The sequence below is a fragment of the Caulobacter sp. CCUG 60055 genome (assembly GCF_022750545.1).
Lineage (GTDB): Bacteria > Pseudomonadota > Alphaproteobacteria > Caulobacterales > Caulobacteraceae > PUIC01.
Map to the genome: position 1 here is coordinate 235,736 of NZ_PUIC01000005.1, position 25,389 is coordinate 261,124.

Genomic DNA, 25,389 nt, shown 5'->3' on the forward strand with positions numbered 1-25,389 from the left:
CGGCTAAGAGCCGGCCATGACCCTTCGCTTCGACTTTGTCTCAGACAACACCGCCGGCTGCGCGCCCGAGGCCCTCGCCGCCCTGACGGCCGCCAATTCGGGCTTCGCGTCCGGCTATGGCACGGACACGGTCACCGCCCAGGCGGCCGACGCCGTGCGCGGCCTGCTCGACGCCGACGCGGCGGTCTATTTCGTGGCCTCGGGCACCGCCGCCAACGCCGTGGCCCTGGCCGCGCTGTGCCGGCCGTTCGAGGCGGTGATCGCCCACGAACACGCCCATATCTGCACCGACGAGACCGGCGCCCCCGGCCTGTTCGGCCACGGCGTCGGCCTGACCGGCCTGCCCGGCGCTTCCGGCCGCATCGAGGCCGGGGCCCTGGCCGCCGCGCTCGACCAGCCGGACGTCTCGCACCGCCAGTCGCCGGCCGCCCTGTCGCTGACCAACGCCACCGAATACGGCGCCGTCTATCCGACCGCCGACCTGGCCGCCCTGACCGCCGCCGCCAAGGCCAAGGGCCTCGGCGTCCACCTCGACGGGGCGCGGCTGGCCAACGCCGCCGCGGCCGGGTTCGACCTCAAGGCCATCGGGGCAATGGGCGTCGACATCCTGGTGTTCGGCGGCACCAAGGCCGGTATGACCCCGACCGAGGCCGTGGTGCTGTTCGACAAAAGCCTCGCCCGCCGCTTCGACGCCCGCCTTAAACAGTCGGGCCAACTGCCGTCCAAGGGCCGCTTCTACGCAGCGCCCTGGATCGGCATGCTGGAGGGCGGGTCGGACTCGGCGCTGCTGCGCCGCGCCGCCCACGCCAACGCCATGGCCCGCAAGCTGGCGGCGCTGTCGCCCTTCCCCCTGACGCACCCGGTCGAGGCGAACGGCGTGTTCGTCCAGATGGACGAGCCCGCGCTGGGGCGGCTGCGCGGACAAGGCTGGGCGGCCCACCGCTTCCTGGACGGCTCGGTGCGCTTCATGTGCTCGTGGGCCACCACCGACGAGGCGGTCGAGGCCCTGGGCGCGACGCTGCGCGCGATCGGCTAGTTTTTCTGGGCGCTCGCAGACGCGCTCTTGTCCTTGCGCTTGGGCGGCAACGGCTCCCCGGCCGTTCTATGGGCTTCGATCTCGGTGTTGGCGGCCTGCAGCGCGAGGAAGCGCTGCGGATTGGCGGGATGGCTCGACTTGATGAAAATCGAGCCGGGATTTTCGACCGACATCTTCCGCCAGAATTCAGGAGCGTGAGCGGTGTCGTATCCGGATCGCGCCGAATAGTAGAGGCCCACATAGTCCGCCTCCGCCTCGAATTCGGCGGACGCGAACTGGGAGCCGACCTGGCTGCCGGCCTTCGTGAACGCGCCTTGGGTGTTGCCCCCCGCCGCGGCGAACAGAATATCCACGGTCAGGCCGCCAAAGAGCCGACCAGCATCGTGACGAGAATTGTTTGTCGCATGTGAGCCCCCGCCCCACGCGGACGATACAACCAAGACGGCATTCCTCAATAATTAAACCTGGAGGCGCGCCGCCGTCGAACCGCCCGACACCGATACGACATCCAGATCGCCAGGCCCGACCGATGTCTGGCCGGCCGGCGGCGGCAAAGCGGTCACCTCGCCGCCGTCCCGCGCGGCGGGGGCGACGCCCAGCATGGCGGCGATGTCGGCGGCGGGCACCGGCGGGCTGATGAAATAGCCCTGGATCTCACGGCAGCCGTGGGTGCGCAGTTCGGCCAGTTGCTCGGCCGTTTCCACCCCCTCGGCCGTGGTGTCGATGCCGAGGCTGGCGCCCAGGCCGGTGACGGCCCGGACGATCGCCAGGGCGTCGGCGTCGTGCGGCAGGTCGCGGATGAAGGTCTGGTCGATCTTGATCTTGTCGAACGGGAAGCTGCGCAGGTAGCTCAGCGACGAATAGCCGGTGCCGAAGTCGTCCATGGAGATGCGCACGCCCAGGTCGCGGATGCTGTGCAGCACCGCCATGTTGGCGGCGTTGTCCTGCAGCAGCACCGACTCGGTGATCTCCAGCTCCAGCCGGTGCGGCGACAGGCCCGAGGCCGACAGCGCCGAGACCACGGTCTGCACCAGATGGCGGCTGCGGAACTGGGCCGGCGACAGATTGACCGCCAGACGCACATGCTCGGGCCAGGCGGTGGCCTCGGCGCAGGCCTGGCGCAGCACCCATTCGCCCAGGGGCACGATCAGGCCGATCTCCTCGGCCAGGGGAATGAAGTCGGCGGGCGAGACTAGGCCGCGGGCCGGATGGCGCCAGCGCAGCAGCGCCTCGCAGCCCTGCACCCGTTCGGCCCCGAGGCTGAACAGCGGCTGGTAGTACAGTTCGAACTCGCCGGCGACGAGGGCGTGGCGCAGGTCGAGTTCGAGCGCGCGGCGGGTCTGCACCCGGTCGTCCATCGCCCGTTCGAAGAAATGGAACCCGCCGCGGCCCTCGCCCTTGACGCGGTAGAGCGCCATGTCGGCCTTCTTCAAGAGCTCGTCGCCGCTGTCGCCGTCCGACGGCGCGGCGGCGATGCCGACGCTGGCGCCGATCACCACCTGATGGCCCATGACGTCGAAGGGATGGCTGACCGCCTCGACGATGCGGTCGGCCAGGCGGGCGGCGCCGCTGAGATCGTCCAGGCCGGTCTGCACGATGGCGAACTCGTCGCCGCCCAGGCGGGCGATGGTGTCGCCCTCGCGCACGCAGCCGAGCAGCCGCTTGCCGGCGACCTGGAGCAGGGCGTCGCCGACCGGATGGCCCAGGGTGTCGTTGACGGTCTTGAAATGGTCGAGGTCGACGCAGAGCACAGCCAGCATCTCGTCGCGCCGCCGGGCGCGGGCCAGGGCCTCGCTCAGCTCCTTGTGGAACAGCACGCGGTTGGGCAGGTCGGTCAGGGCGTCGTAGTGGGCCATGCGCGCCAGCTGGGCCGAGCCGAGGCGGTTGGCTTCGTTGGCGGCCTGCAGCAGGCCCAGCACCGCGCCGACGCCGACATAGCGGCCCTCGTCGACGATGATGAACCCGCGCAGCAGGTCCGACGGGCGGTCGGTCAGCACGGCGCCGGTGAAATCGGCGATCGGGGTCGAGCCCTCGACGACCAGCGGCCCCTTCCCTTGTCCATCAGGGCCGTAACCGGGCGGCGGGCGTAGAGGGCGCGGCCGTACTCCGCCGCCATCAGCAGGAAGAACGCGTTGCGCTCGACCAGGCCGATCGGCCGGTCGTCGTCGTCGAGCACCGGCACGATCAAGGTGTCCGGCTCGGCCTTGAACCGGTCATACAGCTGTTGACCGAGATGATCGGCGCGCGCCGGCTCCACGGAGACGGCGAGACTGCTTAAACTGGACATACGATGACCTCCAAGAACGGAGAAATCATCGCGCGGCTAATGAGGTGCTAACGCCGCCGATCCGGCCCGGCGTTCTCACAAAAACTTCTTCCAATCGTCATAAAGCTTGCCGAACACCTGACGGAACAGGCTATTCGGCGGCCAGGGCCTGCAAGCGTCCGGTGGCGCGGGCCAGGCGCTCGTCGATGATCTGCTCGGCCTCGGCGACGATGCGGTCGACAAGTTGCCTGACCGTCGGCACGTCGTGAATCAGGCCCTGGATCATGCCGGCCGACCAGACGCCGTGGTCGACGTCGCCGCTCTCCAGCCCCTCGCGGCCGCGCACGCCTTTGACCAGGTCGGCGACGTCCTCGAACTTGGCCCCGCCCCGGCGCTCGATCTCGACCACCTGCTGGCTGACCGCGTTCTTGGCCACGCGGGCGGTGTTGTGCAGCGTACGGAAGATCAGGTCGGTGGCCCGCTCGTCGTTGGCGACCATCTGCTGCTTGAAGTTGTCATGGATCGGCGCTTCCTGGGTGGCGCAGAAGCGGGTGCCCATGTTGATGCCGTCCGCCCCCAGGGCCAGGGCCGCGACCAGGCCGCGACCGTCGCCGAAGCCGCCCGAGGCCAGCATCGGCACCTTCACCCTGTCGGCGGCGGCCGGGATCAGGATCAGGCCGGGGATGTCGTCCTCGCCGGGGTGGCCGGCGCATTCGAAGCCGTCGATGGAGATGGCGTCGACGCCCATGCGCTCGGCCGACAGGGCGTGGCGGACCGCCGTGCACTTGTGGATGATCTTGACGCCGTGCGCCTTGAGGTCGTCGACATGCTCCTGCGGCTTGTAGCCGGCGGTCTCGACGATCTTGATCCCGCTCTCGATGATGGCGCGGCGATATTCCGCATACGGCGGCGGCTTGATGGCCGGCAGGATGGTCAGGTTCACGCCGAACGGCTTGTCGGTCATCTCGCGGCAGCGCCTGATCTCGGCCTCCAGCGCCTCGGGCGTCGGCTGGGTCAGGGCGGTGAGGAAGCCCAGCGCCCCCGCCTCGGCCACGGCCGAGACCAGCTCGGCCCGGCCGACCCACTGCATGCCGCCCTGGGCGATGGGATGCTCGACGCCGAAAAGCTCGGTGAAACGGGTCCTGATCGCCACGCGCGGCCTCCTAAACGTCTGTTCAAAATAACTGTGACGCCTTCCCCCGGCGTCAGGCAAGCCGTTTGAGTCCCCTCGCCGCGCCGGCCCGCTTGGGCTAGGAACGGCTGGTGACCACCCCATCCCCTTCACTGACCGTCCTTCGCGGCGGCCTCGTCTATCTGCGCGACGATCCCTTCCTGATCGACCCGGCTGCGGCGCTGGTCCATGAGAGCGACGGCGTGGTCATCTGCCGCGACGGCGTGATCGAGGCGGTCGGCGCCTACGACGCCCTGCGCGGGCGCATCCCGGCCGACGCCGAAGTGGCGCGCTACGCGGACAGCCTGATCGTCCCCGGATTCGTCGACGCCCACGTCCACTATGTGCAGACCGGCATGATCGGCTCGGCCGGCCATCAATTGCTGGACTGGCTGAACGACTACGCCTTCCCGGCCGAGCTCGCCTTCGCCGACCGCGCCCACGCCGAGGCGACCGCCGACCTGTTCTGCGACGAGATGCTGCGCAACGGCGTCACCAGCGCCCTGGTGTTCTGCTCCGTCCACGCCCATTCGGTCGACGCCCTGTTCGAGGCGGCCGCCCGGCGCGGCATGCGCCTGGCGGCCGGCAAGACCATGATGGACCGCCTGGCGCCCGCCGGCCTGCTCGACACCGCCCAGTCCAGCTACGACCAGTCCAAGGCGCTCATGGACCGCTGGCACGGCCGCGGCCGCGCGCTCTACGCCGTCACCCCCCGGTTCGCCGGGACCAGCACCCCCGAGCAGCTGGCCCTGGCCGGGGCCCTGAAGGCCGAGCGTCCCGACGCCCTGGTCCACACCCACGTCTCGGAGAACCTCGCCGAGATCGCCATGGTCCGCGACCTGTTCCCGGAAGCGGCCGGCTATCTGGACGTCTACGACCGCCATGGCCTGGTCGGCCCCGGCGCGGTGCTGGCCCACGGCGTGCACCTGACCGAGAGCGAGCTATGCCGCTGCTGCGAGGCCGGCGCGGCCATCGCCCACTGCCCGACCTCGAACCTGTTCCTGGGCAGCGGGCTGTTCCGCGTCGACCGGGCCAAGGACCCGCACCGCCCGGTCGAGGTCGGCCTGGGCACCGACATCGGGGCGGGCCCCAGCTTCTCGATGCTGGCCGTCGCCGGCGAGGCCTACAAGGTCGGCCAGCTCGGCGGCTACGCGCTGGACGCGGCCAAGGCGCTCTATCTCGCCACCCTGGGCGGGGCGCGGGCGATGGGGATCTCCGACCGGGTCGGGACGCTGGCGCCGGGCATGGAGGCCGACCTGGCCGTCCTCGACCCCGCGGCGACGCCCTTGCTGAAGTTCCGCAACGACCGCTCGCGCTCGGTCGAGGAGACGCTGTTCGTGCTGATGGCCCTGGGCGACGACCGCGCCGTCCGCGCGACCTACGTCGCCGGCCGGCTGGCCCACGACCGCGACGCGCCTCGGCGATTGTCGCCTGCCCTGGGCGCAGCGCGGGCGCCGTCCGACCCGACAGTCGCCCGCGGTCGCGATCCGAACGCCTGAAAGACGCCGTCGGGCTGAGGCCGTTCGGATCGCCCTCGCCGCGGCGACGTCGGCCAACCCGCCGCTGCGAAGAAGACCGTCCGCCTCTTCGACCAGGAGACGGTTGAAGCTGCGCTCGGTTAAGAATTTCCAGAGCAGCAGGAATCGCGCCAGGCGCGATATCCTGCAGAGGTGTTCGGCCAGAGCGCGCCTACAGCCCGAGATCGCTCAGCGAGGGATAGTCATCCGGCCGGCGCCCCAGCGGCCAGTGGTACTTGCGATCGGCCTCACGGATCGGGGCGTCGTTTATGCTGGCGAGGCGGCGGCGCATCAGGCCGCGCTCGTCAAACTCCCAAAGCTCGTTGCCGTAGGACCGAAACCAAGCGCCGACATCGTCGCGCCATTCATAGGCGAAGCGCACCGCCATGCGGTTTTCTCGGAATCCCCACAGCTCCTTGATGAGACGATAGTCGAGTTCCCGGCTCCACTTCCGGGCCAGAAAAGTAGCTATCGCTTGGCGACCTTCGAGGAACTCGGCCCGATTGCGCCAGCGGCTGTCGGGCGTGTAGGCCAGCACGACGCGCTCGGGATCGCGCGTGTTCCAGGCGTCTTCGGCGAGACGAACCTTCCGGACGGCGGCCTCGACGGTCGTGAACGGCGGCGACGGCGAAGGCTCGACTTCCATCATCTTGCTCCTTCCCCGGCGGCGAGCCTGGCCCGCAGTTCGGCGTTTTCGGCCTCGAGGGCGGTCAGGCGATCGCGCAGCGGCTGCACGGCCTCGGCGATTTCCGCCTGGGTGAACCGCGGGGTGATGTGCTGCGGGCAGTTCCAGTCGAACGCGTCGAGATGCAGCCGCAGGATACGTTCGGGCCTGGCCTTGTAGCCGGGCGCGGAAAGGACCGCCGCAAGGTTCGGATCTGCGTCGAGCGGCACGACCTCGACATGCGCCAGGATCTTGAGCCGCGCCCTGTGCACATAGTCCATCAGGATCAGGGCGACGCGGTCGTCGGCGCCGATGTTGCCGACGCTGATATACTGTCGATTGCCGCGGTAATCGGCGAAGGCCAGCGTCTTGTCGTCCACGACCATCAGGAAACCGGGCGGGCCGCCGCGGTGCTGGACATAGGGCCACCCGGTCTCCGAGACGGTCGCCATGTAGAAGCTGTCGCGCCGAGCGATGAAGACGGCCTCATCGTGCGTGAATCTGTCGGACCGCCGATCGCCGTTGAAGTCCCACCAGACCCGATCGCCGCCCATCGCCGCCTGCGCCGCGCGAACGCTCGGCGTCGCGGTGATATCGAGGAATCCATAGGACATGGTCGAGTTCCCACCCATGAGGAAGGCGTGGGCTGGCGGCCAGAACGGCCTGCCAGCCCGCGCCGGCCGTCAGGCAGCTTCGGCGGCGTGGACGACGGGGAAGTCGATGTCGGTCTGCGCGACCACATTGAGCAGGTTGGTGAAGACGTTCTCGGCCGCGACGGCGATGATCTCAACGATCTGGCCGTCGGAGAAGCCGGCGTCGCGAACCGCCTTGATGTCGCCGCCGCTGACCTTGCCGCGTTCGCGCACCACCTTGGCCGCGAATCGGACCGCCGCATCCGCCTTTGCGTCGCCGGATCGGCCCTTGCGGTTGAGGGCGATCTCTTCCGACGTGATCTTCGCCAGGTTCAGCCCGAGATAGCTGTGCGCGGACAGGCAGTAGTCGCAGTCGTTCACCTGGGCGACGGCGAGTGCGATCCGCTCGCGCGTCTTGACGTCGAGCGTCCCGGCGAGCGCGCCGTTGTTGCTGGTGAAGCCCTGCAATACGGCCGGGCTGGCGGCGATCAGGCCGAACATGTTGGGGACGACGCCGAGTTGCTTTTGGACGGCGTCCAGGATCGGCTTGGACGCATCGGGGACATCGTCGCGGGCGGGAATTGTCAGGCGGGACATGGCCGTTTCCTTCGCAGGTCCGAAACCAGAGCGGTTACGTGCTTCAGGATATATCGGGTTCCGAATAATGAGATAATATGGCGGTTATGGGAAAGTAATTCTCGAAGAATGGTATATTTATGGACCGTCTTGAAGCCATGAAGATCCTGTTGCGGGTGGTCGACACAGGAAGCTTCTCGGCCGCCAGCAGGGCGCTGGGCGTGCCCCTGGCCACTGTGAGCCGGAAGGTGGGCGAGCTTGAAGCCCATCTGGGGACCAGGCTCCTGACTCGCACCACGCGCAAAGTTGCCGTGACCGATCCTGGCGCCGCCTATGTGGTTTCGGCTAGGCGCATCCTCGATGAGTTGGACGAGACCGAGCGCGCCGCCTCCGGAGAATTCCATGCGCCGCGTGGCGAACTGGTGGTGACGGCGCCGATCCTGTTCGGACAGCTGCACATCCTTCCGGTCATCACCGAGTTCCTGGCCGCCTATCCGGAAATCAACGTCCGGCTGGCGCTGGCGGACCGCAACCTTCACCTGCTCGAGGACCATGTCGATATGGCGGCGCGGATCGGGCCCTTGCCGGACAGCCGCATGGTGGCCACGCGCATCGGTTCGATGCGGACGGTTGTGTGCGCCAGCCCGGAGCTGCTCGCCGTCCACGGCCTGCCCAAGGCCCCCGAGGACCTGGCGAACCTGCCCGCCGTCAATTTCGATTTCCTGTCCCCGGCCTCAGTCTGGCCATTCAGGCGGAAAGACACCAAAGGCGGTTTCGACATGCCTATCCGGCCACGTCTCTCCGTCTCCACTGCGGAAGCGGCGGTCTGGGCGGCGGCTCAAGGCGTCGGCGTGGCTCGAGTGCTCCACTATCAATGCGCGGACGCCGTGCGCGACGGGTCGCTCCGCATCGTCCTGACGGACTTCGAGGTTGAACCCCTGCCAGTTCACTTGATGCACGCCGGGCGTGGCGCGCTACCCTCAAAGATGCGGGTCTTCCTGGACTTCGCCGCAGATCGCCTCAGGAAAAGGCTGACCTCGTTCTGACATTCCGGCGACGGCCTTCGGGTTTTCGCCCGGCCTGGTCGCGCAACGCCCCTGGCGGCGAGCATCTCCCCTCATCGCGGGGGGAAGACCAAAAAGCCTCAGGCGACGCCGGTCTGGCCGATGGCGTAGAAGCGTTCGGCCCGCTGCTTGCGCACCTGGTCGGGCGTCAGGCCGAGCAGGGCCTTCAGCTCCTCCTCGACCGCGTCGCCGACGGCGCGGATGGCGGCTTCGGGATCGGAATGGGCCCCGCCCGCCGGCTCTTGGATGATGCGGTCGACGATGCCGTAGCCGATCAGGTCCTGGGCGGTGATCTTCATCGACACCGCCGCGTCCTTGGCCCGCGCGCCGTCGCGGAACAGGATCGAGGCCGCCCCCTCGGGCGAGATCACCGAATAGATCGAGTGTTCGAGGATCAGCACCTTGTTGGCCGCCGCCAGGGCGATGGCCCCGCCCGAGCCGCCCTCGCCGGTGACCGTGGTCACCATCGGCGTGCCCAGGGTCAGGCCGCGCTCGGTCGAGCGGGCGATGGCCTCGGACTGGCCGCGCTCCTCGGCGCCGACGCCCGGATAGGCCCCGGCGGTATCGACGAAGGTGACCACCGGCATGTTGAATTGCTCGGCCATGTCCATCAGGCGCACGGCCTTGCGGTAGCCTTCGGGCCGGGCCATGCCGAAGTTGTGCTTGATGCGGGTGACGGTGTCGTGGCCCTTCTCGTGGCCCATCACCACCACCGGCACGCCGCGGAAACGGCCCAGGCCGCCGACGATGGCCTGGTCGTCGGCGAACTTGCGGTCGCCGCGCAGCTCGACGAACTCCTCGATCAGACCCTCGACATAGTCGACGAAGTGCGGCCGCTCGGGATGGCGCGCCACCTGGGTCTTCTGCCAGGCGTCCAGGCCGGCGTAGGCTTCCCGCCGCAAGGTGTCGACCCGCGAGCGCAGGGCGGCGATCTCGGCGTCGAACGCGCCCGGGCCGGCGGTCTCGGAGAGCTTGGACAGCTCCTCGATCTTGGTTTCCAGCTCGGCGATGGGACGCTCGAACTCGAGGTAGTGCGCGGCCATTGGGACTCGGGATTGCCGTGGACGGAAGCGCCGGAAACTAGAGCGCGGCCGGCCAAAGGGGAAGCGGCTTTGCGCCGGAGGCTCCCGGCGGGGCGCGCGGGCTCCGGCTTAGAACCCGTAGGCGGCGGCGTAGTCCCGGTCCTTGGCGGCGATCTGCTTGGCCAGGTTCACGATCACCTTGGCCTGTTTCCAGGTGGCGTCGTCCTGCATCTTGCCGTCCAGCATGGCCACGCCCGAGCCGTCCGGCATCGCCTCCAGGATGCGACGGGCGAAGGCGACCTCGGCCGGGTCGGGGCTGAACACCGCCTTGGCGATGGCGATCTGGCTGGGATGCAGGCTCCAGGCCCCGGCGCAGCCCATCAGGAAGGCGTTGCGGAACTGCTGCTCGCAGGCGACCGGGTCGTCGATGGCCCCGAACGGGCCGTAGAACGGCTTGATGCCGTAGGCGGCGCAGGCGTCGACCATCCTGGCGAAGGTGTAGTGCCACAGGTCCTGCTGCACCGAGACGCGCTCGCCGCCGTCGGCGCGGGGGTCCTCGATCACCCGATAGCCGGGATGGCCGCCGCCGACGCGGGTGGTCTTCATGGCCCGGCTGGCGGCGAGGTCGGCGGGGCCGAGGCTGATCCCCTGCATGCGCGGGCTGGCCCCGGCGATGGCCTCGACATTGTTGACGCCCTCGGCGGTCTCGAGGATGGCGTGCAGCAGGATCGGCCTTTGCAGGTGATGCTTGGCCTCCAGCGAAGCCAGCAACTGGTCCATGTAGAAGATGTCCCACGGCCCCTCGACCTTGGGCACCATGAGGACGTCCAGCTTCGAGCCGGCCTTGGCGACGATCTCGGTCACCTCGTCCAGGTGCCAGGGCGAATTCAGACAGTTGATCCGCGCCCAGAAGCCGACGCCCATCGAGGCGAAGTCGATGTTGCGGGCCATGTCGATCAGGCCGGCGCGGGCGGCTTCCTTGGCGTCGGCGGGGATGGCGTCTTCGAGATTGGCCAGGATCACGTCCACGGTCGGGGCGATCTCGGGCACCTTGGCGCGCACCTTGTCGAGGTGCGGCGGCACGAAGTGGATCATGCGCTCGACGCGGACCGGCGGCTCGCGCAGCGGCGCCGGCGCGCCGATGGCCAAGGGCTTGAAAAATCCACGCGGCGTCTTCATCGGCGCATCCCCGTCGTTTCTTTTCGCAGTTGCGAAGAGCTTTGCGGCGACGGGAACGGAGCGTCAAGAATGAACCGTCCTTCCCCCGATCGCGGGGGGAAGGGCGGGTGAGCTCAGCGGCCGACCATGGCCATGCCGCGTTCGTCGTAGCGGTCGCCTTCGACCGCCGTTTCGGGGATCGCCGCGCCGATGGCGGCCAGGTCCTCGGCCGACAGGGCGATCGCGGCCGCTCCGGCGTTCTCCTCCAGGCGTCCGATCTTGGTGGTGCCGGGGATGGGGGCGATGTCCTCGCCCTGGTGCAGCAGCCAGGCCAGGGCGAGCTGGGCCGCCGTGACGCCCTTCTGTCGGGCCAGGCCGGTCAGCGCCTCGACCAGCGACAGGTTGCGGCCCAGGGCCTCGCCCTGGAACCGCGGCAGGGTGCGGCGGAAGTCGTCCGCGCCGAGAGATTCGGCGTCCTTGACCGCGCCGGTCAGGAAGCCGCGGCCCAGGGGGCTGTAGGGCACGAAACCGATCCCCAGCTCGCGCACCGTCGGCAGCACCTCGGCCTCCGGTCCCCGCTCCCACAGCGAGTATTCGCTCTGCAAGGCCGAGACCGGGTGGACGGCGTGGGCGCGGCGGATGGTCTGGGCCCCGGCCTCGGACAGGCCGAAGAACCGCACCTTGCCGGCGGCGACCAGATCGCCCACGGCCCCGGCCACGTCCTCGATCGGCACGTTGGGATCGACCCGGTGCTGATAGAACAGGTCGATGGTCTCGATCCCCAGCCGCTTCAGCGAGGCGTCGGCCACCGCCTTGATGTGCTCGGGCCGGCTGTTGACCCCGACGGGGCGGCGCGGGCCGTCGCCGGGCGGGATGTCGAAGCCGAACTTGGTGGCGATGACCGCCTTGTCGCGCAGGCCCTTCAGGCCCCTGCCGACCAGTTCCTCGTTGACGTAGGGGCCATAGACCTCGGCGGTGTCGAACAGGGTCACGCCCAGCTCCACTGCGCGATGCAGGACGGCGACGGCGTCCTTTTCGTCGGCGGCCGGGCCGTAGGCCCAGCTCATGCCCATGCAGCCGAGGCCGATCGCCGAAACCTCAAGGCCGCTCTTGCCGAGTTTACGCGTCTTCATGCCGCTCTCCTGATTGTCCGGGATGACGTGGCAAGATTTAGGGCGCGGTCGCTGTTCGATAAGCGCTTGCAGATTCAGCGGTCTATTGAGCAAGATTCATCAATGGATCGTCGCCCCCTGCCCGACCTGGCCGTGTTCGCCCTCGTCGCCGAACGGCGCAGCTTTCGCCGGGCGGCCGCCGAGCTGGGGGTCTCCGCCTCGGCCCTGAGCCACGCCATCCGCAATATCGAGACCCGGCTGGGCGTGCGCCTGCTGCATCGGACCACCCGCAGCGTCGCGCCCACCGAGGCGGGCGAGCGGCTGCTGGCGCGGCTGGCCCCGGCCCTGGCCGACATCGACGAGGCCCTGAACGAGGTGGCCAGCTTCCGCGACCGGCCGTCGGGCCGGCTGCGGCTGAACATGGCGCGCTCGGCGGCCCGCATGCTCATCGCGCCGGAGGTCGGCGGCTTCCTCAAGGCCTATCCCGACATCCGGCTGGAGATCGTCACCGACGACGGCCTGGTCGACATCGTCGCCGGCGGGTTCGACGCCGGCCTGCGCCTGGGCGAGAGCCTGCAGGCCGACATGATCGCGGTGCCGGTCAGCGGCGACGTGCGGTTGGTGGCCGTGGGCTCGCCCGACTATCTGCGCCGCTGCGGCGCGCCAGCCTCGCCCGCCGACCTGACCGGCCATGTCTGCTTTCGCACCCGCTTTCCCAGCGGGGCGATGTTCCCCTGGGAGTTCGAGCGGCGGGGCGAGACGGCGGTCGTGCATGTCGACGGCCCGCTGGTCTCGGACGAGGCCGAGGTCATCCGGCAGGCCGCGTTGCAGGGCGCGGGCCTGGCCTTCCTGTTCGAGGGCCTGGTCCAGGCCGAGATCGCCGACGGCCGCCTGGTCCAGGTGCTGCCGGACTGGTGCGAGAGCTTCCCCGGCTTCTTCCTCTATTATCCCAGCCGGCGGCAGGTCTCGCCGGCCCTGCGCGCCTTCATCGACTGGATGCGATGGCCGAGGCCTTCCCGCCGAGCTCCATGAAGAACGGGATCAGCGAGGCCAGCAGCAGCAGGGCCATGGCGATATTGAACGTCCGCAGCGCCGTCGGCCGGTCGAGGAAACGCCGCAGCCCTTGGCCGAACCCCGCCCAGGAGGCGACGCACGGGCCGTTGATCAGGGTGAAGATCACGGCCACCGCCACCACGTTGAAGACGTAGCCGGCGGTCGGGGCGTAGGCGGTGACCGCGCCCAGCGCCATGGCCCAGGCCTTGGGGTTGACCCACTGGAAGGCGGCGGCCTGGAGAAAGGTCATCGGCTCGCCGTCGGCGGCGCCGGCCTTGAGGCCCTCGGCGGTGGCGATGCGCCAGGCCAGATAGACCATGTAGGCCGCCCCAGCCCAGCGCAGCACGTCGTAGAGCCAGGGCGCCAGGGCGAACAGGCCGCCCAGGCCCCAGCCGACGGCGACGACCATCGGGCCGAAGCCGACGCTGACGCCCAGCATGTGCGGCACGCTGCGCCGGAACCCGAAATTGGCCCCCGAGGCCAGCAGCATCATGTTGTTCGGCCCCGGCGTGATCGACGCGACGAAAGCGAAGAGCGCCAGGGCGGCGACCAGGCTCGGGGTCATCGGCCGCACCTCGACAGCGGGACCGGCTCCAGGGGCGTTCCCACCTTGGCCAGGACGTAGGGCGAAGACATGTCGACCGCGCAGGCGGCCGGCGGGGCGGCCGGCTTGGCCGCCTCCGCTCCGGATACGGGCGTCGTCGCGCCAAGCGAGGCAACCGCCAGGGCGGCGACCAGGGCGAGCGCGGCGAACAGGCCCGCGACGACCAGGCCACGGAGGGGCGGACCACGCGCGGGGACGGAAATTTCCATGGGAGGCGGGACGCTTTGGATCGACATTGCATCAATGTCGATCCGTATTGCATCACGGGTCAAATACTATATTGTCACTATGACAATATACGAGACAATCGACGCGCATGGCTGACTGGCTCCCCACCCTGCCCGAGACCGAGACGCCGATCTTCGAGCGGCTGATCGAGGCCCTGGCCGCCGACATCGCCAGCGGCGTCCTGCCCGCCGGCCGCCGCCTGCCGCCGCAGCGGGAGCTGGCGCACCGGCTGGGCCTGGGGGTCGGCACGGTGACGCGGGCCTATTCCGAGGCCGAGCGGCGGGGCCTTTTGACCGCCACGGTCGGCCGGGGCAGCTTCGTCGCCGAACAGGCCGAGGCCGCGCCCGCCGGCCCGGTCGACCTCAGCCGCAACGTCGCGCCGCTGAGCGCGGCCGCCGGCCGGCTGACCGAGGCGTTCGACCGCCTGCGCAAGCGCGGCGGCCTGAACGAGGCGCTCGACTATTCGCCGCCCGCCGGCCTGGACGCCCACCGCCGCGTCGCGGCCGGATGGCTGGCGCGCACCGCCGGCGCCGAGGTCGACTGGCGACGGCTGATCTGGACCGCCGGCGCCCATCAGGCCCTCAGCCTGCTGCTGACCCTGGTCACGCGGCCGGGCGAGGCCCTGCTGTGCGAGGCCGCCACTTTCCACGGCGTGCGCAGCCTCGCCGACCTGTTGGGCCGACCGCTGGCCGGCGTCGAGATGGACGGCGAGGGCATGACGCCGGACGGCCTGGACCGGGCTGCGGCCGAGACGGGGGCCAGGGCCGTCTATCTCCTGCCGACCCTCCAGAACCCGACCGCGCGCAGCATGGGCTCGGCGCGGCGGGCCGACATCGCCCGCGTCGCCCGGGCCCGGGACCTGCTGCTGATCGAAGACGACGTCTATGCGCCCTACGGCCGGGCCGACGGCGCGACGCCTCCGACCCTGGCCGCGCTGGCGCCGGAACGGACCTTCTACATCAGCAGCCTGTCCAAAACCCTGGCGCCGGGCGTCCGGGCCGGCTTCCTGGTCCCGCCGCCGGGCGACCATTTCGAGCGCCTGATCCGCATCGTCAGGGCGCTGACCTACGCCCCCTCGTCGCTGGCCCCGCTGGTCGCCTGCCAGTGGATCGAGGACGGCGCCGCCGACGCCATGGTCGCCGAGGCGGTGGCCGAGGTTCGCCGCCGCAACGCCGCCGCCCGCGCCATCCTCGGCTCGCGCCTGGAGCCGGCGGCCTCCAGCGCCAGCCTGCACCTGTGGCTGCCGATGTCGGAGCTGGCCGCCGAGCGCGCCGCCGGGCGGGCCTTGCGCCGGGGGGTCGAGCTGACCCCGCCCGCCGCCCCCATCGTCGACACCGACCTGACCTCGGGCCTGCGCGTCTGCCTGGGCGGACCGCCGGACCTCGCCACGCTGGAGCGCGCCCTGCGCGTCGTCAGCTTCTCCCTGAGCGACGCCAGCGACGAGCGCACCGCCGCCGTGATCTGATCCCGCCCCGCCTCTAGCCCTTGCGCGCCAAGGGGTGGGCCTTCTCGACCACCTCGCGCAGGCGCTCGCCGGCGACGTGGGTGTAGATCTGGGTGGTGGCGATGTCGGAGTGGCCGAGCAGCTTCTGCACCACCCGCAGGTCGGCGCCGCCCTCCAGCAAATGCGTGGCGAAGGCGTGGCGCAGCACGTGCGGACTGACCTTGGCCGGGTCGATGCCGGCGTCGATCGCCGCCTGGTCCAGCATCTGCGACACGCGGCGGCGGGTCAGCCGGCCGGCGACGCCGTCCTCGCCCTTGCGGCTGCGCGAGGGGAACAGCCAGGAGCTGTCGGCCGCGCCCTTGGAGAAGAAGGCGGCGCGCATGGGAAGGTAGGCCTTGACCGCCGCGCGGGCGGCCTCGTTCAGCGGCGCCAGCCGCTCCTTGCCGCCCTTGCCCTTGACGATCAGGTAGGCCGGGTCGCGCGCCACCGCCGACAACGGCAGGGCCAGGGCCTCGGAGATGCGCAGGCCCGAGGCGTAGATCAGCTCGACCAGGCAGGCCAGGCGCAGGCCGGCCCGGCCGTCGCGCGCGCCGGCGGCGGCGATCAGGCGCTCCATCTCGGCCCGCGACAGCACCTTGGGCAGCGGGCGGCCCTTCTTGGGCGCGTCAACCCGGCGGGAGGGGTCGTCCTGACGCCAGCCCTCGTTCAGCACGAAGCGATAGAACTGGCGCACCGCCGCGCGGCGGCGGGCGGCGGTGGACGGCGACAGGCCGCGCACGCCGAGCTCGGCGAAATAGGCCTCGACCTGCTCGGCCCCGGCGGCGGCGAGATCCGTTCCCTTGGCCGACAGGAAGGCCTGGGCGTCGGCGAGGTCTTTGCCGTAGGCGGTCAGGGTGTTGCGGGCGGCGGCCCGCTCCACCGCCATCATTTCGAGGAAGGCCTCGACCCAGGCGAATCCGGCGCTCATCGCAGGGCCAGCAGCCCTTCGAGCGCGAAGGCGCGGGCGTCGGTCTTCAAACCGCCCCGCGCCAGGCCCCGCACGATCCGCGCCCGGTCGGCCGGGGACGGACCGGCCGGTCCGGCGGCGAGAACCACCGACAGGGCCAGCAGCGCCGTCTCGCCCGTGCGTCCCGCCTCGGCCGAAAGGTCGAGGGCCAGCAGGCGCGCAGGCGTCGCCGCCGGCTTGCCCAGGTCGAATTCGACGAAGGCGGCGCGGGCGTCGGGGGTCATCGGCGCGCCCAGGGCCGCCAGCAGGGCGGCGGCGGCCTGGGGCCGGGCCCGCGCCTTGGCGGCGTCCTTGGTCCCGCGATCGACCAGCTGGTCCAGGGTCTGGGCGTCGGTGCGGCCCGAGGCTGCGGCCAGGGCGGCGTCGAGCACGGCCAGATCGGTGACGCCGGCGCCCGGTATGGCGTCGCCGGTCAGGCCGCCGCGCACGGCCTGGGCGGTCTTCACGTCGCCGGCGGCCAGCGCCGCCTCGGCGAACAGCACCGGCTCCTGCATCGGCGCGCCGGCGACGGCCAGGGCGGCGACCGTCGGCCGGGCCGCCCTGGCCGCCGCGACGAAGGCCGACGGGGTCTTGGCCGCCTTCAGGGCCGCGCGCGCGGCGGCCTCGGCCGCGCTGAGGTCGCCGATGTCGGCCGGGCGGAGCCTGGCGCCGCTCGCCTCGGCGACGGCGGGAGACGCCTTGGGCAGGGCGGCGGCGATGTCGAGCCCCAGCTTGCGCGACAGGGCGTAGTCCAGGCCGTTGCGCAAGGAGGCCGCGCCCGGATCGCCGCCGCCGGCCAGCAGCACCCCCATCATGCGGGCGTAGACCGGGTCCTTGGCCTTCTGTTCGGCGAGGTCGAAGGTGAGCTGGGCGGCCGGCTGGCGGCTCGACGCCTGGCAGAAAGCCCGCAGACGCAGCCAGTAGACCCCGTCGCGGTCGGCGGTCAGGGCGTCGGCCGTTTGACAGGCCTTGTCGTCCTGGTCGCTCAGCAGAGCCGCTTCGGCCGCCGCCTGGGACAGGGCGGCGTTGTTGGACACGCCGTTGGTGCGCTCGGCGATCTCGACCACCGTCCGCGCGTCGCCGACCGCCAGCAGCGCCTGCGCCCGCGCCCCGGCCAGGGCGAGATCGGCGCCGGCGCCCTCCGGGGCGTTGGCGGGCGTGGCCAGCACGCGGCGCGTCAGGCCGGCGGCGGCCGGCGACAGCGGCCTGGCGGCGAGCTGGGGGATCACCTGCCGCGCGAGGTCGGCCGACGCGCCCTTCCACAGGTCGGGGCCGAGCCCGGTGTCGCGCGCGCCGGCCGAGAACAGGTCGGGCGCGGTCAGGGCCTGGACCTGCACCTCGGCCGCGGCGGGCGAGGCGGCCGCGCCGCCGGCCAGGGCGGCGGCGAAGGTCAGTCGAGCGGCGAGCCTGTTCATGATCCCTCCATGCGGGGCGGCGAGGCCCATGAAACATCCAAGCGATGACGGAAGGGTTGAAACCGCCGCCCGCGTCGCCCCGTCGTTTCCTCTCGCCTTCAAACCGCGCTAAAGGCCAGGGTCGTGACCAGAGCAGACCTGACAGACCTTAGCCCAACGGCGTCCGATCGCGAGCATCGCCGCCGCCGCAGGCCGGCGCGATGAGCCCGCCTCGCGCTTCGCTGCGCCGCACGGTCGCCCTGGTGGGGCTGATGGGCGTGGGCAAGACCAGCGTCGGCCGCCGGCTGGCCTATGCGCTCGGCCTGCCGTTCCGCGACGCCGACGAGGAGATCGAGGCCGCCGCCGGCCGCACCGTCTCGGAGATCTTCACCGAGTACGGCGAGGCCAAGTTCCGCGAGGGCGAACGCCGGGTGATCGCGCGCCTGCTGGACGAGCCGCCGCACATCCTGGCCACCGGCGGCGGGGCGTTCATGAACACCGAGACCCGGGCGCTGCTGGCCGAACGGGCAACCACCGTCTGGCTGAAGGCCGAGATCGAGACCCTGGTCCGCCGGGTCAGCCGCAAGGACACCCGGCCGCTGCTCAAGGACCGCGACCCGCGGATCGTGCTGGAGGCCCTGGCCGCCGAGCGCCACCCGGTCTACGCCCTGGCCGACATCCACGTCGATTCCGGCGAGGTGCCGCACCAGCACACCGTCGACGCCATCATCGCCGCACTGCAGGACCGCGAGGAGATTACGCCGTCATGACCGCCGACGCCCGCACCGTTCCCGTGGGCCTGGGCGCGCGCGCCTACGACGTCCTGATCGGGCCCGGGCTTCTCGACCGGGCCGGCGACCTGATCGCGCCCCACGCCCGCCGCCGGCGCGTCGCCGTGGTGGCCGACCAGACCGTCGCCCGCCTGCACGGCGCACGCCTGACCGCCGCCCTGGAAAGGGCGGGCCTGGCCGCGCCGACCATCGCCGTGCCGCCCGGCGAGGCGTCCAAGAGCTGGGAGGGCCTGGCTGCGCTCAGCGACCAGCTGCTGGCGCTGGAACTGGACCGGGGCGACCTGATCGCGGCCTTCGGCGGCGGGGTGGTCGGCGACCTCGCCGGCTTCGCCGCGGCGATCTACAAGCGCGGGATCGACTTCGTGCAGATCCCCACCACCCTGCTGGCCCAGGTCGATTCATCGGTCGGCGGCAAGACCGCCATCGACACCCCGCGCGGCAAGAACCTGATCGGCGCCTTCCACCAACCCCGGCTGGTGCTGGCCGACCTCGACGTGCTGGCCACCCTGCCCGACCGCGAGATGCGCGCGGGCTACGCCGAGATCATCAAGTACGGCCTGCTGGGCGACTTCGCCTTCTTCGAATGGCTGGAGGCCGAGGCCGCCGCCGTCCTGGCGCGCGAGCCGGGCGCCCTGGCCCACGCCGTCGCCCGCTCGGTGGAGATGAAGGCCGAGATCGTCGCCGAGGACGAGAAGGAGGCCGGCCGCCGGGCCCTGCTCAATCTCGGCCATACCTTCGGCCACGCGCTGGAGGCCGAGGTCGGCTTCGGCGAGGCCCTGCTGCACGGCGAGGCGGTGGCCCTGGGCTGCGCCCAGGCCTTCCGCTTCTCGGCGGCGCAAAGGCTCGCGCCCCGCCAGGACGCCGAGCGCGTCGAGCGCGCCATCGCCGCCGCCGGCCTGCCGGCCCGCCTGTCCGACCTTGCCGCCGGGCCCTTCGCCGCCGACCGCCTGATCGCCCACGCCGGCCAGGACAAGAAGGCCGAGGGCGGGGCCCTGACCTTCGTCCTCGCCCGCCGCATCGGCGAGGCCTTCACCGCCCGGGGCGTCGATCCCGCCGCCCTGCGCGACTTCCTGCTGGCCGAGGGGGCCACGCCATGACCGCCGCCCTGATCGCGCTCGCCCCGATCATCGTCGTCCTGCTGGCGGTGTCGGGCCTGTTCTCGGCCGCCGAGACCTCGCTGACCGGGGCCAGCCGCGGCCGCATGCACCAGCTGGAGCGCGACGGCGACCGCGCCGCCCAGCGCGTCAACCGCCTGCTCGGCGACCAGGAGACGATGATCGGCGCGGTGCTGCTGGGCAACAACCTGATCAACATCCTGGCCTCGGCCCTGGCCACCGAGGTGCTGACCCGCACCATCCCCGGCGCCTGGGGCGTGGCCATCGCCACCGGGACGATGACCGTGCTGGTGCTGGTGTTCGCCGAGGTGCTGCCCAAGACCCTGGCCATCCTGCGCTCGGACGACGTCGCCCGTTTCCTGTCCGGCCCGACCCTGGTGGTGGTGAAGGTCTTCGGCCCGGTGATCTACGCCATCCAGTTCATCGTCCGCAAAACCCTGCGCCTGTTCGGCGTCAAGCTGGACATGGAGACCGACGTGCTGGCCGCGCACGAGGAGATCCGCGGCGCGGTCGAGTACCACCACTCGGAAGGCGCGGTGGAGGGCCGCGACCGGCGCATGCTGGGCGGCGTGCTCGACCTGGCCGAGATGGACGTCTCGGAAGTGATGGTGCACCGCAAGTCGATCGACATGCTCGACGCCGACCTGCCCATCGCCGATCTGGTGGCCCAGGCGCTGGACGCCCCCCACACCCGCCTGCCGCTCTATCGCGACGATCCCGAGAACATCGTCGGCGTGCTGCACGCCAAGGACCTGGCCCGGGCCATCGCCGCGGCGGGCGGCCGGACCGCCGGCCTCGACCTGATGGCCATCGCCCGCGAGCCCTGGTTCATTCCCGACACCACCAACCTCAAGGACCAGCTCAACGCCTTCCTCAAGCGGCGCAGCCATTTCGCCCTGGTGGTCGACGAGTACGGCGCGCTGCAGGGCATGGTGACGCTGGAGGACATCCTCGAGGAGATCGTCGGCGAGATCGAGGACGAGCACGACGCCGCCGTCCAGGGCCTGCGCCGACAGGGCGACGGCTCGATCCACGTCGACGGCTCGGTGACGGTGCGCGACCTCAACCGGGCGATGGACTGGCACCTGCCCGACGACCACGCCGTGACCATCGCCGGCCTGGTCATCCATGAGGCCCAGACCATCCCCGAACCGGGGCAGACCTTCATCTTCTACGGCCACCGGTTCCAGGTCCTGCGCCGGCAGCGCAACCAGATCACCGCCCTGCGCGTCAGCCCGCCCCTGGAGGCCGGCCCCGGCTGAAAGGGCGAAGCGCAACCATAAGATTCATTGCTGAGATTAGTCGCCTAAAGATTGACAAGACGATCGCGATGTTCTTTTTTCGTTCCGACCGCCAACGAGGCGCAGGGGGAACCATTGACGACCAATCTGTCCGAAGGCGGCGCGGCCGCCGCCAAGAAACCCAGCAAATTCAAGATCGCGCTCATCATCCTGGGCGCCGTGTTCATCGGCGGCCCGCTCGTCGTGGTCCTGTCCAACCTCGACGCGATCGGCGAGGGCGCCAAACGGGGCGCCACCCTGGCCGCCGCCCAGAACGCGGCCGGCGCCAACGCCGCGAAGGAAGCCGAATCCAAGGCCGAGGCGGACGCGGCGGCCAAGGCCATAGCGGCCAACTGGGACTATGGCGAGAAGACCGACGCCATGAGCAACAGCGTCACCCGCTGGGGCTGCCTGACCTCGACCAACGAGGTGAAGCTCGACTTCCCTTACAAGAATCAGGCGACCAGGCTGTGCGTCCGGCACGGGCCGAAGGGGTCGGACGTCTATGTCAAACTGCCCGAGGGCGGCCAGTTCAACTGCAGCATCATCGACGGCTGCCGCATCCGCATCAAGTTCGACGACGGCGCGATCCAGAGCGTCAACGCCGTCACCGGGTCGGACGGCTCCAACGACATCGTGTTCCTGCGCGGCGAAACCAAGCTGGTCGCCGCCCTGAAGACCGCGAAGGCCGTGATAGTCGAGGCCGAGTTCTTCCAGGCCGGCGTGCAGCAGATGACCTTCAACGCCGAAGGCTTCGACGCGCCCAAGGCCGGCTTCGCCGCCGCCGAGCCCAAGAAGAAATAACGCCTCGCCGAGGCGCCGCGCGTCCGACTCGATCCCGCCGCCCCGAAAGGCGGCGGGATTTCTTGTTCGTTCAGATCTCGCCGGGCGCCAGGGCCTTGACGGACAGGGCGTGGACGGGGCCGGCCAACTCCTCGGCCAAGGCCTGATAGACCATGCGCTGACGGGTGATCTGCTGGCGCCCCTCGAAAGCCTTGGCCTCGATCAATACATTGAAGTGGCTTTCCCCGCCCTCGCGGCTTCCCGCGTGGCCGTGGTGGCGGGCGCTGTCGTCCTCGATCTCCAGCCGGCTCGGCGAAAACGCCGCTTCGAGCTTGTTCCGGATGGTTTCGGTGACGGCGCCCATAGCTTTTTCCCTGTCAATTCTTGAATGCGAAAGCTTCAGGCACATACTTCGCCCCATGGCCGGTGCGTTTCAATACAAGCCCAGATTCATCGACATCCGCGTCCGCCCCCCCAAGGAGGGCGAGGAGGACGCGGCGAAGGACGTGCACGCCCTCAAGCCGGGCGAGCGGGCCTGCGACCATCCCGGCTGCCGGGCCGCCGCCACCGCCAAGGCGCCCAAGTCGCGCGACCTGCTGGCCGACCACTACTGGTTCTGTCAGCCGCACGCGGCCGAGTACAACAGGAGCTGGGACTTCTTCGCCGGCATGAGCGAGGGCGAGATCCGCACCCGCCAGGCCGAGGAGCAGGTCACGGGCGGGCGCCCCACCTGGCAATTCAAGGCCAGCCGCGCCTCGCGCGAGGCCGCCGCCTTCACGGCCAAGGCCGGCTCCGGCCAGGGCTACGCCGATCCGTTCGGCATCTTCGGCGCCGCCCGCCGCCGCGCCGAGCAGGATCGCGCCGCCCAGGACCGCCGCATCGGCAAGATCGAACGCAACGCCCTGGCCGACCTCGATCTGGACGTCCATGCCGACGCCCCGGCCATCCGCGCCCGCTACACCGAGCTGGTCAAACGCTGCCATCCGGACTCCAACGGCGGCGACCGTTCGGCCGAGCACAAGCTGCAGCGCGTCATCAAGGCCTACAAGGCGCTGCGCAAGGCGGGCCTCGCCTGAGTCCCAGGGCCCGCCTGGGCGAAAATTGTCCGAACACCCGTTTGCTTGCCGCCGATAACGCGATAATGCCTGAGCCCATGACCAGCTTGATCGACACCCCCGACGACGCCCTGCTGTCCCTGACGCCCGACAAGATGGTTTCGGTGCGCGACACGTTCGGCGTCGATTCCGACATGATGGTGCCAGCCTTCTCGCAGGCCGACAGCCACGTGCCGGAACTCGATCCGGCCTACCGCTTCGATCCCCAGACGACGCTGGCCCTGTGCGCCGGCTTCGCCTACGATCGCCGCGTCATGGTCCAGGGCTATCACGGCACCGGCAAGTCGACCCACATCGAGCAGGTCGCCGCCCGCCTGAACTGGCCGCTGGTGCGGGTCAACCTCGACAGCCACGTCAGCCGTATCGACCTGGTCGGCAAGGACGCCATCGTCCTGCGCGAAGGCCAGCAGGTCACCGAGTTCCGCGAAGGCATCCTGCCCTGGGCGCTGCAGCGTCCGATCGCCCTGGTGTTCGACGAGTACGACGCCGGCCGCCCGGACGTGATGTTCGTCATCCAGCGCGTGCTGGAGGCCGGCGGCAAGCTGACCCTGCTCGACCAGAACCGGGTGATCCGGGCCAACCCGTATTTCCGGCTGTTCTCGACCACCAACACTATCGGCCTGGGCGACACCACCGGCCTCTATCACGGCACCCAGCAGATCAACCAAGGCCAGATGGACCGCTGGTCGATCGTGACCACGCTGAACTACCTCAGCCATGAGGTCGAGGCCGAGATCGTGCTGGCCAAGGCCCCGGCCTACGCCACGCCGGAAGGCCGCCGCACCATCGCCGCCATGGTCCGCGTCGCCGACATGACCCGCAACGCCTTCATGAACGGCGACATCTCGACCGTCATGAGCCCGCGCACGGTGATCACCTGGGCCCAGAACGCCGAGATCTTCGCCGGCGACATCGGCCTGGCCTTCCGCCTGACCTTCCTGAACAAGTGCGACGAGCTGGAGCGGCCGACCGTGGCCGAGTTCTACCAGCGCGCCTTCGGGGCGGACCTGCCCGAAAGCGCCGCGCGGGTGAAGGTCGCCTAGCTTTCCGCCGGCTTCGCCTTGGCCGCCCGCTTCGCCTTGGCGGCGGGGGGCGGGGCCTTGGCCTTGCGGTCGGCGAGTTCGGCGTCGATCAGCGGAATCATTTCGGCCGCCCGGGTTCGGCGGGTCAGGTCGCCGGTCTCCGCCAGTCGGGTCGCGTTGCTGCGCAGGGTGGCGAGTTCCTTGTCGCCAAGCACGGGGATCAGATCGATGACGCTCAAGGCGGCTCCTTAAGTTGAAAAACGGGAGCGCGCCGACCGCGCTCCACAGAGGCATCATCGCCGGCGATGGAATCGCCAGCCGCCAACGTCATCGGGCCAAAGCTCGACCGTCACCGCGCGGCCGCCTGGAGCGCCATGGCCTGCCGAATCCCGAGCGGATGCGAGATGGCCGTTGTCGTCGAGGCGGATACTGAATGTTTGGATGGTGAGACGGCCCACCGCAGTCCCGTGGGATGCGATGACCGTCTCTCTAGAAGCCGCGAAGGCTTCGCCCTTAGGCAAGCTCCAGCTTAACCGCGGATTCCTTGCCGGTCCGCGCGTCGCGCGTGACTTCGAAGGTCAGCTTCTGACCTTCGGCGAGCGAGGAAAGCTGCGAGCTTTCGACGGCGCTGATGTGCACGAACACGTCGCGACCGCCGTCTTCGGGTTGGATGAACCCGTAACCCTTGGTGGAATTGAACCATTTAACAGTGCCGAGAGCCATTTTCAGCCTCCGAACAAGTGCAGGCCAGCGGGAGGATTCCAGCCGGCCATCGAGGTCTGAAAGGTCGGCGTCACGGGCCAGCGGTTGCACCCGAAGGCCGAGACGAGCGTTTGTGCGACAGAGATCGATAGCCGCATTATGGGGCCAAGCCCCCTTTAACGCCACCCCCGACCGAAAACGGCCCTCAGCCCCGCGCTTCGAGGCCTTGCGAACCGATGAACCACGAGCCGACCCAGCCGGTCAGGCTCACCACGATCGCGCCGAACACGGCCGCCCAGAAGCCGTGAACCTGGAAGCCGCCCAGGAACCACGACACCAGGCCCAGCATCGCGCCGTTCACGACCAGCAGGAACAGGCCGAGGGTGATGATGGTGAACGGCAGGGTCAGCACCACCACGATCGGGCGGACGATGGCGTTGACGATCCCGAGCAGCACGCCGGCGGCCAGCAGGCTGCCCATGCTCTTGACCACGATCCCGGGCACGATCTTCGAGGCGATCCAGAGGCCGAGCGCGGCGAGCAGGGCCCGCAGGATGAAGCCGATCATCAAAATCCCCCTAGGATGATGGACGCCGACACTAGCCGCGCCGGCCCGCCGCCGTCGAGGGCGTCCGTTCGTCGCCCCTGGACCGGG

Annotated in this window: 27 protein-coding genes and 1 pseudogene; 11 read left to right on the forward strand and 17 right to left on the reverse strand. The window is 70.3% G+C overall.

What is annotated here, in order from left to right:
- Positions 1-16: 16 nt before the first annotated feature.
- On the forward strand, positions 17-1,036 hold the full coding sequence (locus C5708_RS09995; protein WP_242920555.1) for a beta-eliminating lyase-related protein: 1,020 nt from the start codon (positions 17-19) through the stop codon (positions 1,034-1,036).
- On the opposite strand, the gene C5708_RS10000 is transcribed toward C5708_RS09995, so the two are convergent.
- The 3 genes and pseudogenes from C5708_RS10000 to C5708_RS10010 all read right to left on the reverse strand — a co-directional run bounded on the left by C5708_RS10000 (position 1,033) and on the right by C5708_RS10010 (position 4,455).
- Positions 1,033-1,389: a M48 family metalloprotease gene (locus C5708_RS10000; RefSeq protein WP_242920557.1), complete on the reverse strand. Its 357-nt coding sequence runs from the start codon at positions 1,387-1,389 to the stop codon at positions 1,033-1,035. The two genes, C5708_RS09995 and C5708_RS10000, sit on opposite strands and share 4 nt — an antisense overlap.
- A 237-nt stretch (positions 1,390-1,626) precedes the next feature.
- Positions 1,627-3,323: pseudogene (locus C5708_RS10005) on the reverse strand (EAL domain-containing protein); the annotation flags it as partial.
- Positions 3,324-3,453: 130 nt separating this feature from the next.
- Positions 3,454-4,455, reverse strand: coding sequence for a nitronate monooxygenase family protein (locus C5708_RS10010; RefSeq protein ID WP_242920559.1), 1,002 nt, complete (start codon positions 4,453-4,455; stop codon positions 3,454-3,456).
- Between the two features lie 110 nt (positions 4,456-4,565).
- On the opposite strand from C5708_RS10010, the gene guaD reads away from it, so the two are divergent.
- Positions 4,566-5,972 (forward strand): guanine deaminase, encoded by a 1,407-nt coding sequence (guaD, locus tag C5708_RS10015; protein ID WP_242920561.1) that lies wholly within the window; start codon positions 4,566-4,568, stop codon positions 5,970-5,972.
- A gap of 190 nt (positions 5,973-6,162) precedes the next feature.
- Here the strand turns inward: guaD and C5708_RS10020 are convergent, their stop codons facing one another.
- From C5708_RS10020 to C5708_RS10030, 3 genes are all read right to left on the reverse strand, one after another.
- Positions 6,163-6,639 (reverse strand): nuclear transport factor 2 family protein, encoded by a 477-nt coding sequence (locus C5708_RS10020; protein WP_242920563.1) that lies wholly within the window; start codon positions 6,637-6,639, stop codon positions 6,163-6,165.
- A complete protein-coding gene (locus C5708_RS10025; protein ID WP_242920565.1) occupies positions 6,636-7,268 on the reverse strand; it encodes a pyridoxamine 5'-phosphate oxidase family protein in 633 nt (210 codons plus the stop codon). The genes C5708_RS10020 and C5708_RS10025 overlap by 4 nt, the downstream gene beginning before the upstream one ends.
- 69 nt (positions 7,269-7,337) lie before the next feature.
- On the reverse strand, positions 7,338-7,787 hold the full coding sequence (locus C5708_RS10030; RefSeq protein WP_242920567.1) for a carboxymuconolactone decarboxylase family protein: 450 nt from the start codon (positions 7,785-7,787) through the stop codon (positions 7,338-7,340).
- A gap of 215 nt (positions 7,788-8,002) precedes the next feature.
- Here C5708_RS10030 and C5708_RS10035 point away from each other — a divergent pair, with 215 nt between their 5' ends.
- Positions 8,003-8,908 (forward strand): LysR family transcriptional regulator, encoded by a 906-nt coding sequence (locus tag C5708_RS10035; protein ID WP_242920569.1) that lies wholly within the window; start codon positions 8,003-8,005, stop codon positions 8,906-8,908.
- Between the two features lie 98 nt (positions 8,909-9,006).
- Here the strand turns inward: C5708_RS10035 and C5708_RS10040 are convergent, their stop codons facing one another.
- From C5708_RS10040 to C5708_RS10050, 3 genes are all read right to left on the reverse strand, one after another.
- Positions 9,007-9,969 carry an acetyl-CoA carboxylase carboxyltransferase subunit alpha gene (locus C5708_RS10040; RefSeq protein WP_242920571.1) on the reverse strand — a complete coding sequence of 321 codons (963 nt, stop codon included), beginning with the start codon at positions 9,967-9,969 and terminating at the stop codon, positions 9,007-9,009.
- A 108-nt stretch (positions 9,970-10,077) separates the two neighbouring features.
- Positions 10,078-11,127: a CoA ester lyase gene (locus C5708_RS10045; protein WP_242920573.1), complete on the reverse strand. Its 1,050-nt coding sequence runs from the start codon at positions 11,125-11,127 to the stop codon at positions 10,078-10,080.
- A 113-nt stretch (positions 11,128-11,240) separates the two neighbouring features.
- Positions 11,241-12,239 carry an aldo/keto reductase gene (locus C5708_RS10050; RefSeq protein ID WP_242920575.1) on the reverse strand — a complete coding sequence of 333 codons (999 nt, stop codon included), beginning with the start codon at positions 12,237-12,239 and terminating at the stop codon, positions 11,241-11,243.
- Positions 12,240-12,341: 102 nt separating this feature from the next.
- Here C5708_RS10050 and C5708_RS10055 point away from each other — a divergent pair, with 102 nt between their 5' ends.
- A complete protein-coding gene (locus tag C5708_RS10055) occupies positions 12,342-13,250 on the forward strand; it encodes a LysR family transcriptional regulator (RefSeq protein WP_242920577.1) in 909 nt (302 codons plus the stop codon).
- Here the strand turns inward: C5708_RS10055 and C5708_RS10060 are convergent.
- Positions 13,204-13,836 (reverse strand): LysE family translocator, encoded by a 633-nt coding sequence (locus tag C5708_RS10060; protein ID WP_242920579.1) that lies wholly within the window; start codon positions 13,834-13,836, stop codon positions 13,204-13,206. The two genes, C5708_RS10055 and C5708_RS10060, sit on opposite strands and share 47 nt — an antisense overlap.
- Entirely contained in the window at positions 13,833-14,084 is a 252-nt protein-coding gene (locus C5708_RS10065) for a hypothetical protein (protein WP_242920581.1), read from the reverse strand. Before C5708_RS10065 ends, C5708_RS10060 begins: the two co-directional genes overlap by 4 nt.
- Positions 14,085-14,191: 107 nt before the next feature.
- Here C5708_RS10065 and C5708_RS10070 point away from each other — a divergent pair, with 107 nt between their 5' ends.
- Positions 14,192-15,568 (forward strand): PLP-dependent aminotransferase family protein, encoded by a 1,377-nt coding sequence (locus C5708_RS10070; protein WP_242920583.1) that lies wholly within the window; start codon positions 14,192-14,194, stop codon positions 15,566-15,568.
- Positions 15,569-15,581: 13 nt separating this feature from the next.
- Here C5708_RS10070 and C5708_RS10075 read toward each other — a convergent pair whose 3' ends face one another.
- Together C5708_RS10075 and C5708_RS10080 are read right to left on the reverse strand one after the other, a co-directional pair.
- Positions 15,582-16,514 (reverse strand): tyrosine recombinase, encoded by a 933-nt coding sequence (locus C5708_RS10075; protein ID WP_242920585.1) that lies wholly within the window; start codon positions 16,512-16,514, stop codon positions 15,582-15,584.
- Positions 16,511-17,947 carry a hypothetical protein gene (locus C5708_RS10080; RefSeq protein WP_242920587.1) on the reverse strand — a complete coding sequence of 479 codons (1,437 nt, stop codon included), beginning with the start codon at positions 17,945-17,947 and terminating at the stop codon, positions 16,511-16,513. Before C5708_RS10080 ends, C5708_RS10075 begins: the two co-directional genes overlap by 4 nt.
- Positions 17,948-18,147: 200 nt before the next feature.
- Between C5708_RS10080 and C5708_RS10085 the strand changes: the two genes are divergently transcribed.
- The 4 genes from C5708_RS10085 (at position 18,148) to C5708_RS10100 (ending at position 21,916) form a co-directional block, all read left to right on the forward strand.
- Complete coding sequence (locus C5708_RS10085) at positions 18,148-18,696, forward strand: shikimate kinase (RefSeq protein WP_242920589.1); 549 nt, start codon at positions 18,148-18,150, stop codon at positions 18,694-18,696.
- Entirely contained in the window at positions 18,693-19,814 is a 1,122-nt protein-coding gene (aroB, locus tag C5708_RS10090; protein WP_242920591.1) for a 3-dehydroquinate synthase, read from the forward strand. The genes C5708_RS10085 and aroB overlap by 4 nt, the downstream gene beginning before the upstream one ends.
- Entirely contained in the window at positions 19,811-21,094 is a 1,284-nt protein-coding gene (locus C5708_RS10095; RefSeq protein WP_242920593.1) for an HlyC/CorC family transporter, read from the forward strand. Before aroB ends, C5708_RS10095 begins: the two co-directional genes overlap by 4 nt.
- A gap of 114 nt (positions 21,095-21,208) precedes the next feature.
- Entirely contained in the window at positions 21,209-21,916 is a 708-nt protein-coding gene (locus C5708_RS10100; protein ID WP_242920595.1) for a hypothetical protein, read from the forward strand.
- Positions 21,917-21,986: 70 nt separating this feature from the next.
- Here C5708_RS10100 and C5708_RS10105 read toward each other — a convergent pair whose 3' ends face one another.
- Positions 21,987-22,259 (reverse strand): BolA family protein, encoded by a 273-nt coding sequence (locus C5708_RS10105; protein WP_242920597.1) that lies wholly within the window; start codon positions 22,257-22,259, stop codon positions 21,987-21,989.
- A 55-nt stretch (positions 22,260-22,314) separates the two neighbouring features.
- Between C5708_RS10105 and C5708_RS10110 the strand changes: the two genes are divergently transcribed.
- Positions 22,315-22,971 carry a J domain-containing protein gene (locus C5708_RS10110; protein ID WP_242920599.1) on the forward strand — a complete coding sequence of 219 codons (657 nt, stop codon included), beginning with the start codon at positions 22,315-22,317 and terminating at the stop codon, positions 22,969-22,971.
- Positions 22,972-23,048: 77 nt separating this feature from the next.
- The gene (gene cobS, locus C5708_RS10115) at positions 23,049-24,053 is read left to right on the forward strand and encodes a cobaltochelatase subunit CobS (protein ID WP_242920601.1); all 1,005 of its coding nucleotides are present in this window, start codon (positions 23,049-23,051) and stop codon (positions 24,051-24,053) included.
- Here cobS and C5708_RS10120 read toward each other — a convergent pair.
- From C5708_RS10120 to C5708_RS10130, 3 genes are all read right to left on the reverse strand, one after another.
- The gene (locus tag C5708_RS10120; protein ID WP_242920603.1) at positions 24,050-24,271 is read right to left on the reverse strand and encodes a hypothetical protein; all 222 of its coding nucleotides are present in this window, start codon (positions 24,269-24,271) and stop codon (positions 24,050-24,052) included. The genes cobS and C5708_RS10120 overlap by 4 nt on opposite strands.
- Positions 24,272-24,545: 274 nt before the next feature.
- On the reverse strand, positions 24,546-24,755 hold the full coding sequence (locus C5708_RS10125) for a cold-shock protein (RefSeq protein ID WP_242920605.1): 210 nt from the start codon (positions 24,753-24,755) through the stop codon (positions 24,546-24,548).
- 184 nt (positions 24,756-24,939) lie between these two features.
- Complete coding sequence (locus C5708_RS10130; protein ID WP_242920607.1) at positions 24,940-25,302, reverse strand: phage holin family protein; 363 nt, start codon at positions 25,300-25,302, stop codon at positions 24,940-24,942.
- Positions 25,303-25,389 lie beyond the last annotated feature (87 nt).

Excerpts from the sequence above, each read along its gene's own strand:
- C5708_RS10055 (WP_242920577.1), top strand. The coding sequence starts at position 12,342 with ATGGATCGTCGCCCCCTGCCCGACCTGGCCGTGTTCGCCCTCGTCGCC.
- C5708_RS10045 (WP_242920573.1), bottom strand. The coding sequence starts at position 11,127 with ATGAAGACGCCGCGTGGATTTTTCAAGCCCTTGGCCATCGGCGCGCCG.
- C5708_RS10080 (WP_242920587.1), bottom strand. The coding sequence starts at position 17,947 with ATGAACAGGCTCGCCGCTCGACTGACCTTCGCCGCCGCCCTGGCCGGC.
- C5708_RS09995 (WP_242920555.1), top strand. The coding sequence starts at position 17 with ATGACCCTTCGCTTCGACTTTGTCTCAGACAACACCGCCGGCTGCGCG.
- C5708_RS10095 (WP_242920593.1), top strand. The coding sequence starts at position 19,811 with ATGACCGCCGCCCTGATCGCGCTCGCCCCGATCATCGTCGTCCTGCTG.
- C5708_RS10030 (WP_242920567.1), bottom strand. The coding sequence starts at position 7,787 with ATGTTCGGCCTGATCGCCGCCAGCCCGGCCGTATTGCAGGGCTTCACC.
- C5708_RS10020 (WP_242920563.1), bottom strand. The coding sequence starts at position 6,639 with ATGATGGAAGTCGAGCCTTCGCCGTCGCCGCCGTTCACGACCGTCGAG.
- C5708_RS10075 (WP_242920585.1), bottom strand. The coding sequence starts at position 16,514 with ATGAGCGCCGGATTCGCCTGGGTCGAGGCCTTCCTCGAAATGATGGCG.
- C5708_RS10060 (WP_242920579.1), bottom strand. The coding sequence starts at position 13,836 with ATGACCCCGAGCCTGGTCGCCGCCCTGGCGCTCTTCGCTTTCGTCGCG.
- C5708_RS10050 (WP_242920575.1), bottom strand. The coding sequence starts at position 12,239 with ATGAAGACGCGTAAACTCGGCAAGAGCGGCCTTGAGGTTTCGGCGATC.
- aroB (WP_242920591.1), top strand. The coding sequence starts at position 18,693 with ATGACCGCCGACGCCCGCACCGTTCCCGTGGGCCTGGGCGCGCGCGCC.
- C5708_RS10105 (WP_242920597.1), bottom strand. The coding sequence starts at position 22,259 with ATGGGCGCCGTCACCGAAACCATCCGGAACAAGCTCGAAGCGGCGTTT.
- C5708_RS10125 (WP_242920605.1), bottom strand. The coding sequence starts at position 24,755 with ATGGCTCTCGGCACTGTTAAATGGTTCAATTCCACCAAGGGTTACGGG.
- C5708_RS10130 (WP_242920607.1), bottom strand. The coding sequence starts at position 25,302 with ATGATCGGCTTCATCCTGCGGGCCCTGCTCGCCGCGCTCGGCCTCTGG.
- C5708_RS10025 (WP_242920565.1), bottom strand. The coding sequence starts at position 7,268 with ATGTCCTATGGATTCCTCGATATCACCGCGACGCCGAGCGTTCGCGCG.
- C5708_RS10070 (WP_242920583.1), top strand. The coding sequence starts at position 14,192 with ATGGCTGACTGGCTCCCCACCCTGCCCGAGACCGAGACGCCGATCTTC.
- C5708_RS10085 (WP_242920589.1), top strand. The coding sequence starts at position 18,148 with ATGAGCCCGCCTCGCGCTTCGCTGCGCCGCACGGTCGCCCTGGTGGGG.
- C5708_RS10035 (WP_242920569.1), top strand. The coding sequence starts at position 8,003 with ATGGACCGTCTTGAAGCCATGAAGATCCTGTTGCGGGTGGTCGACACA.
- C5708_RS10065 (WP_242920581.1), bottom strand. The coding sequence starts at position 14,084 with ATGGAAATTTCCGTCCCCGCGCGTGGTCCGCCCCTCCGTGGCCTGGTC.
- C5708_RS10110 (WP_242920599.1), top strand. The coding sequence starts at position 22,315 with ATGGCCGGTGCGTTTCAATACAAGCCCAGATTCATCGACATCCGCGTC.
- C5708_RS10040 (WP_242920571.1), bottom strand. The coding sequence starts at position 9,969 with ATGGCCGCGCACTACCTCGAGTTCGAGCGTCCCATCGCCGAGCTGGAA.
- cobS (WP_242920601.1), top strand. The coding sequence starts at position 23,049 with ATGACCAGCTTGATCGACACCCCCGACGACGCCCTGCTGTCCCTGACG.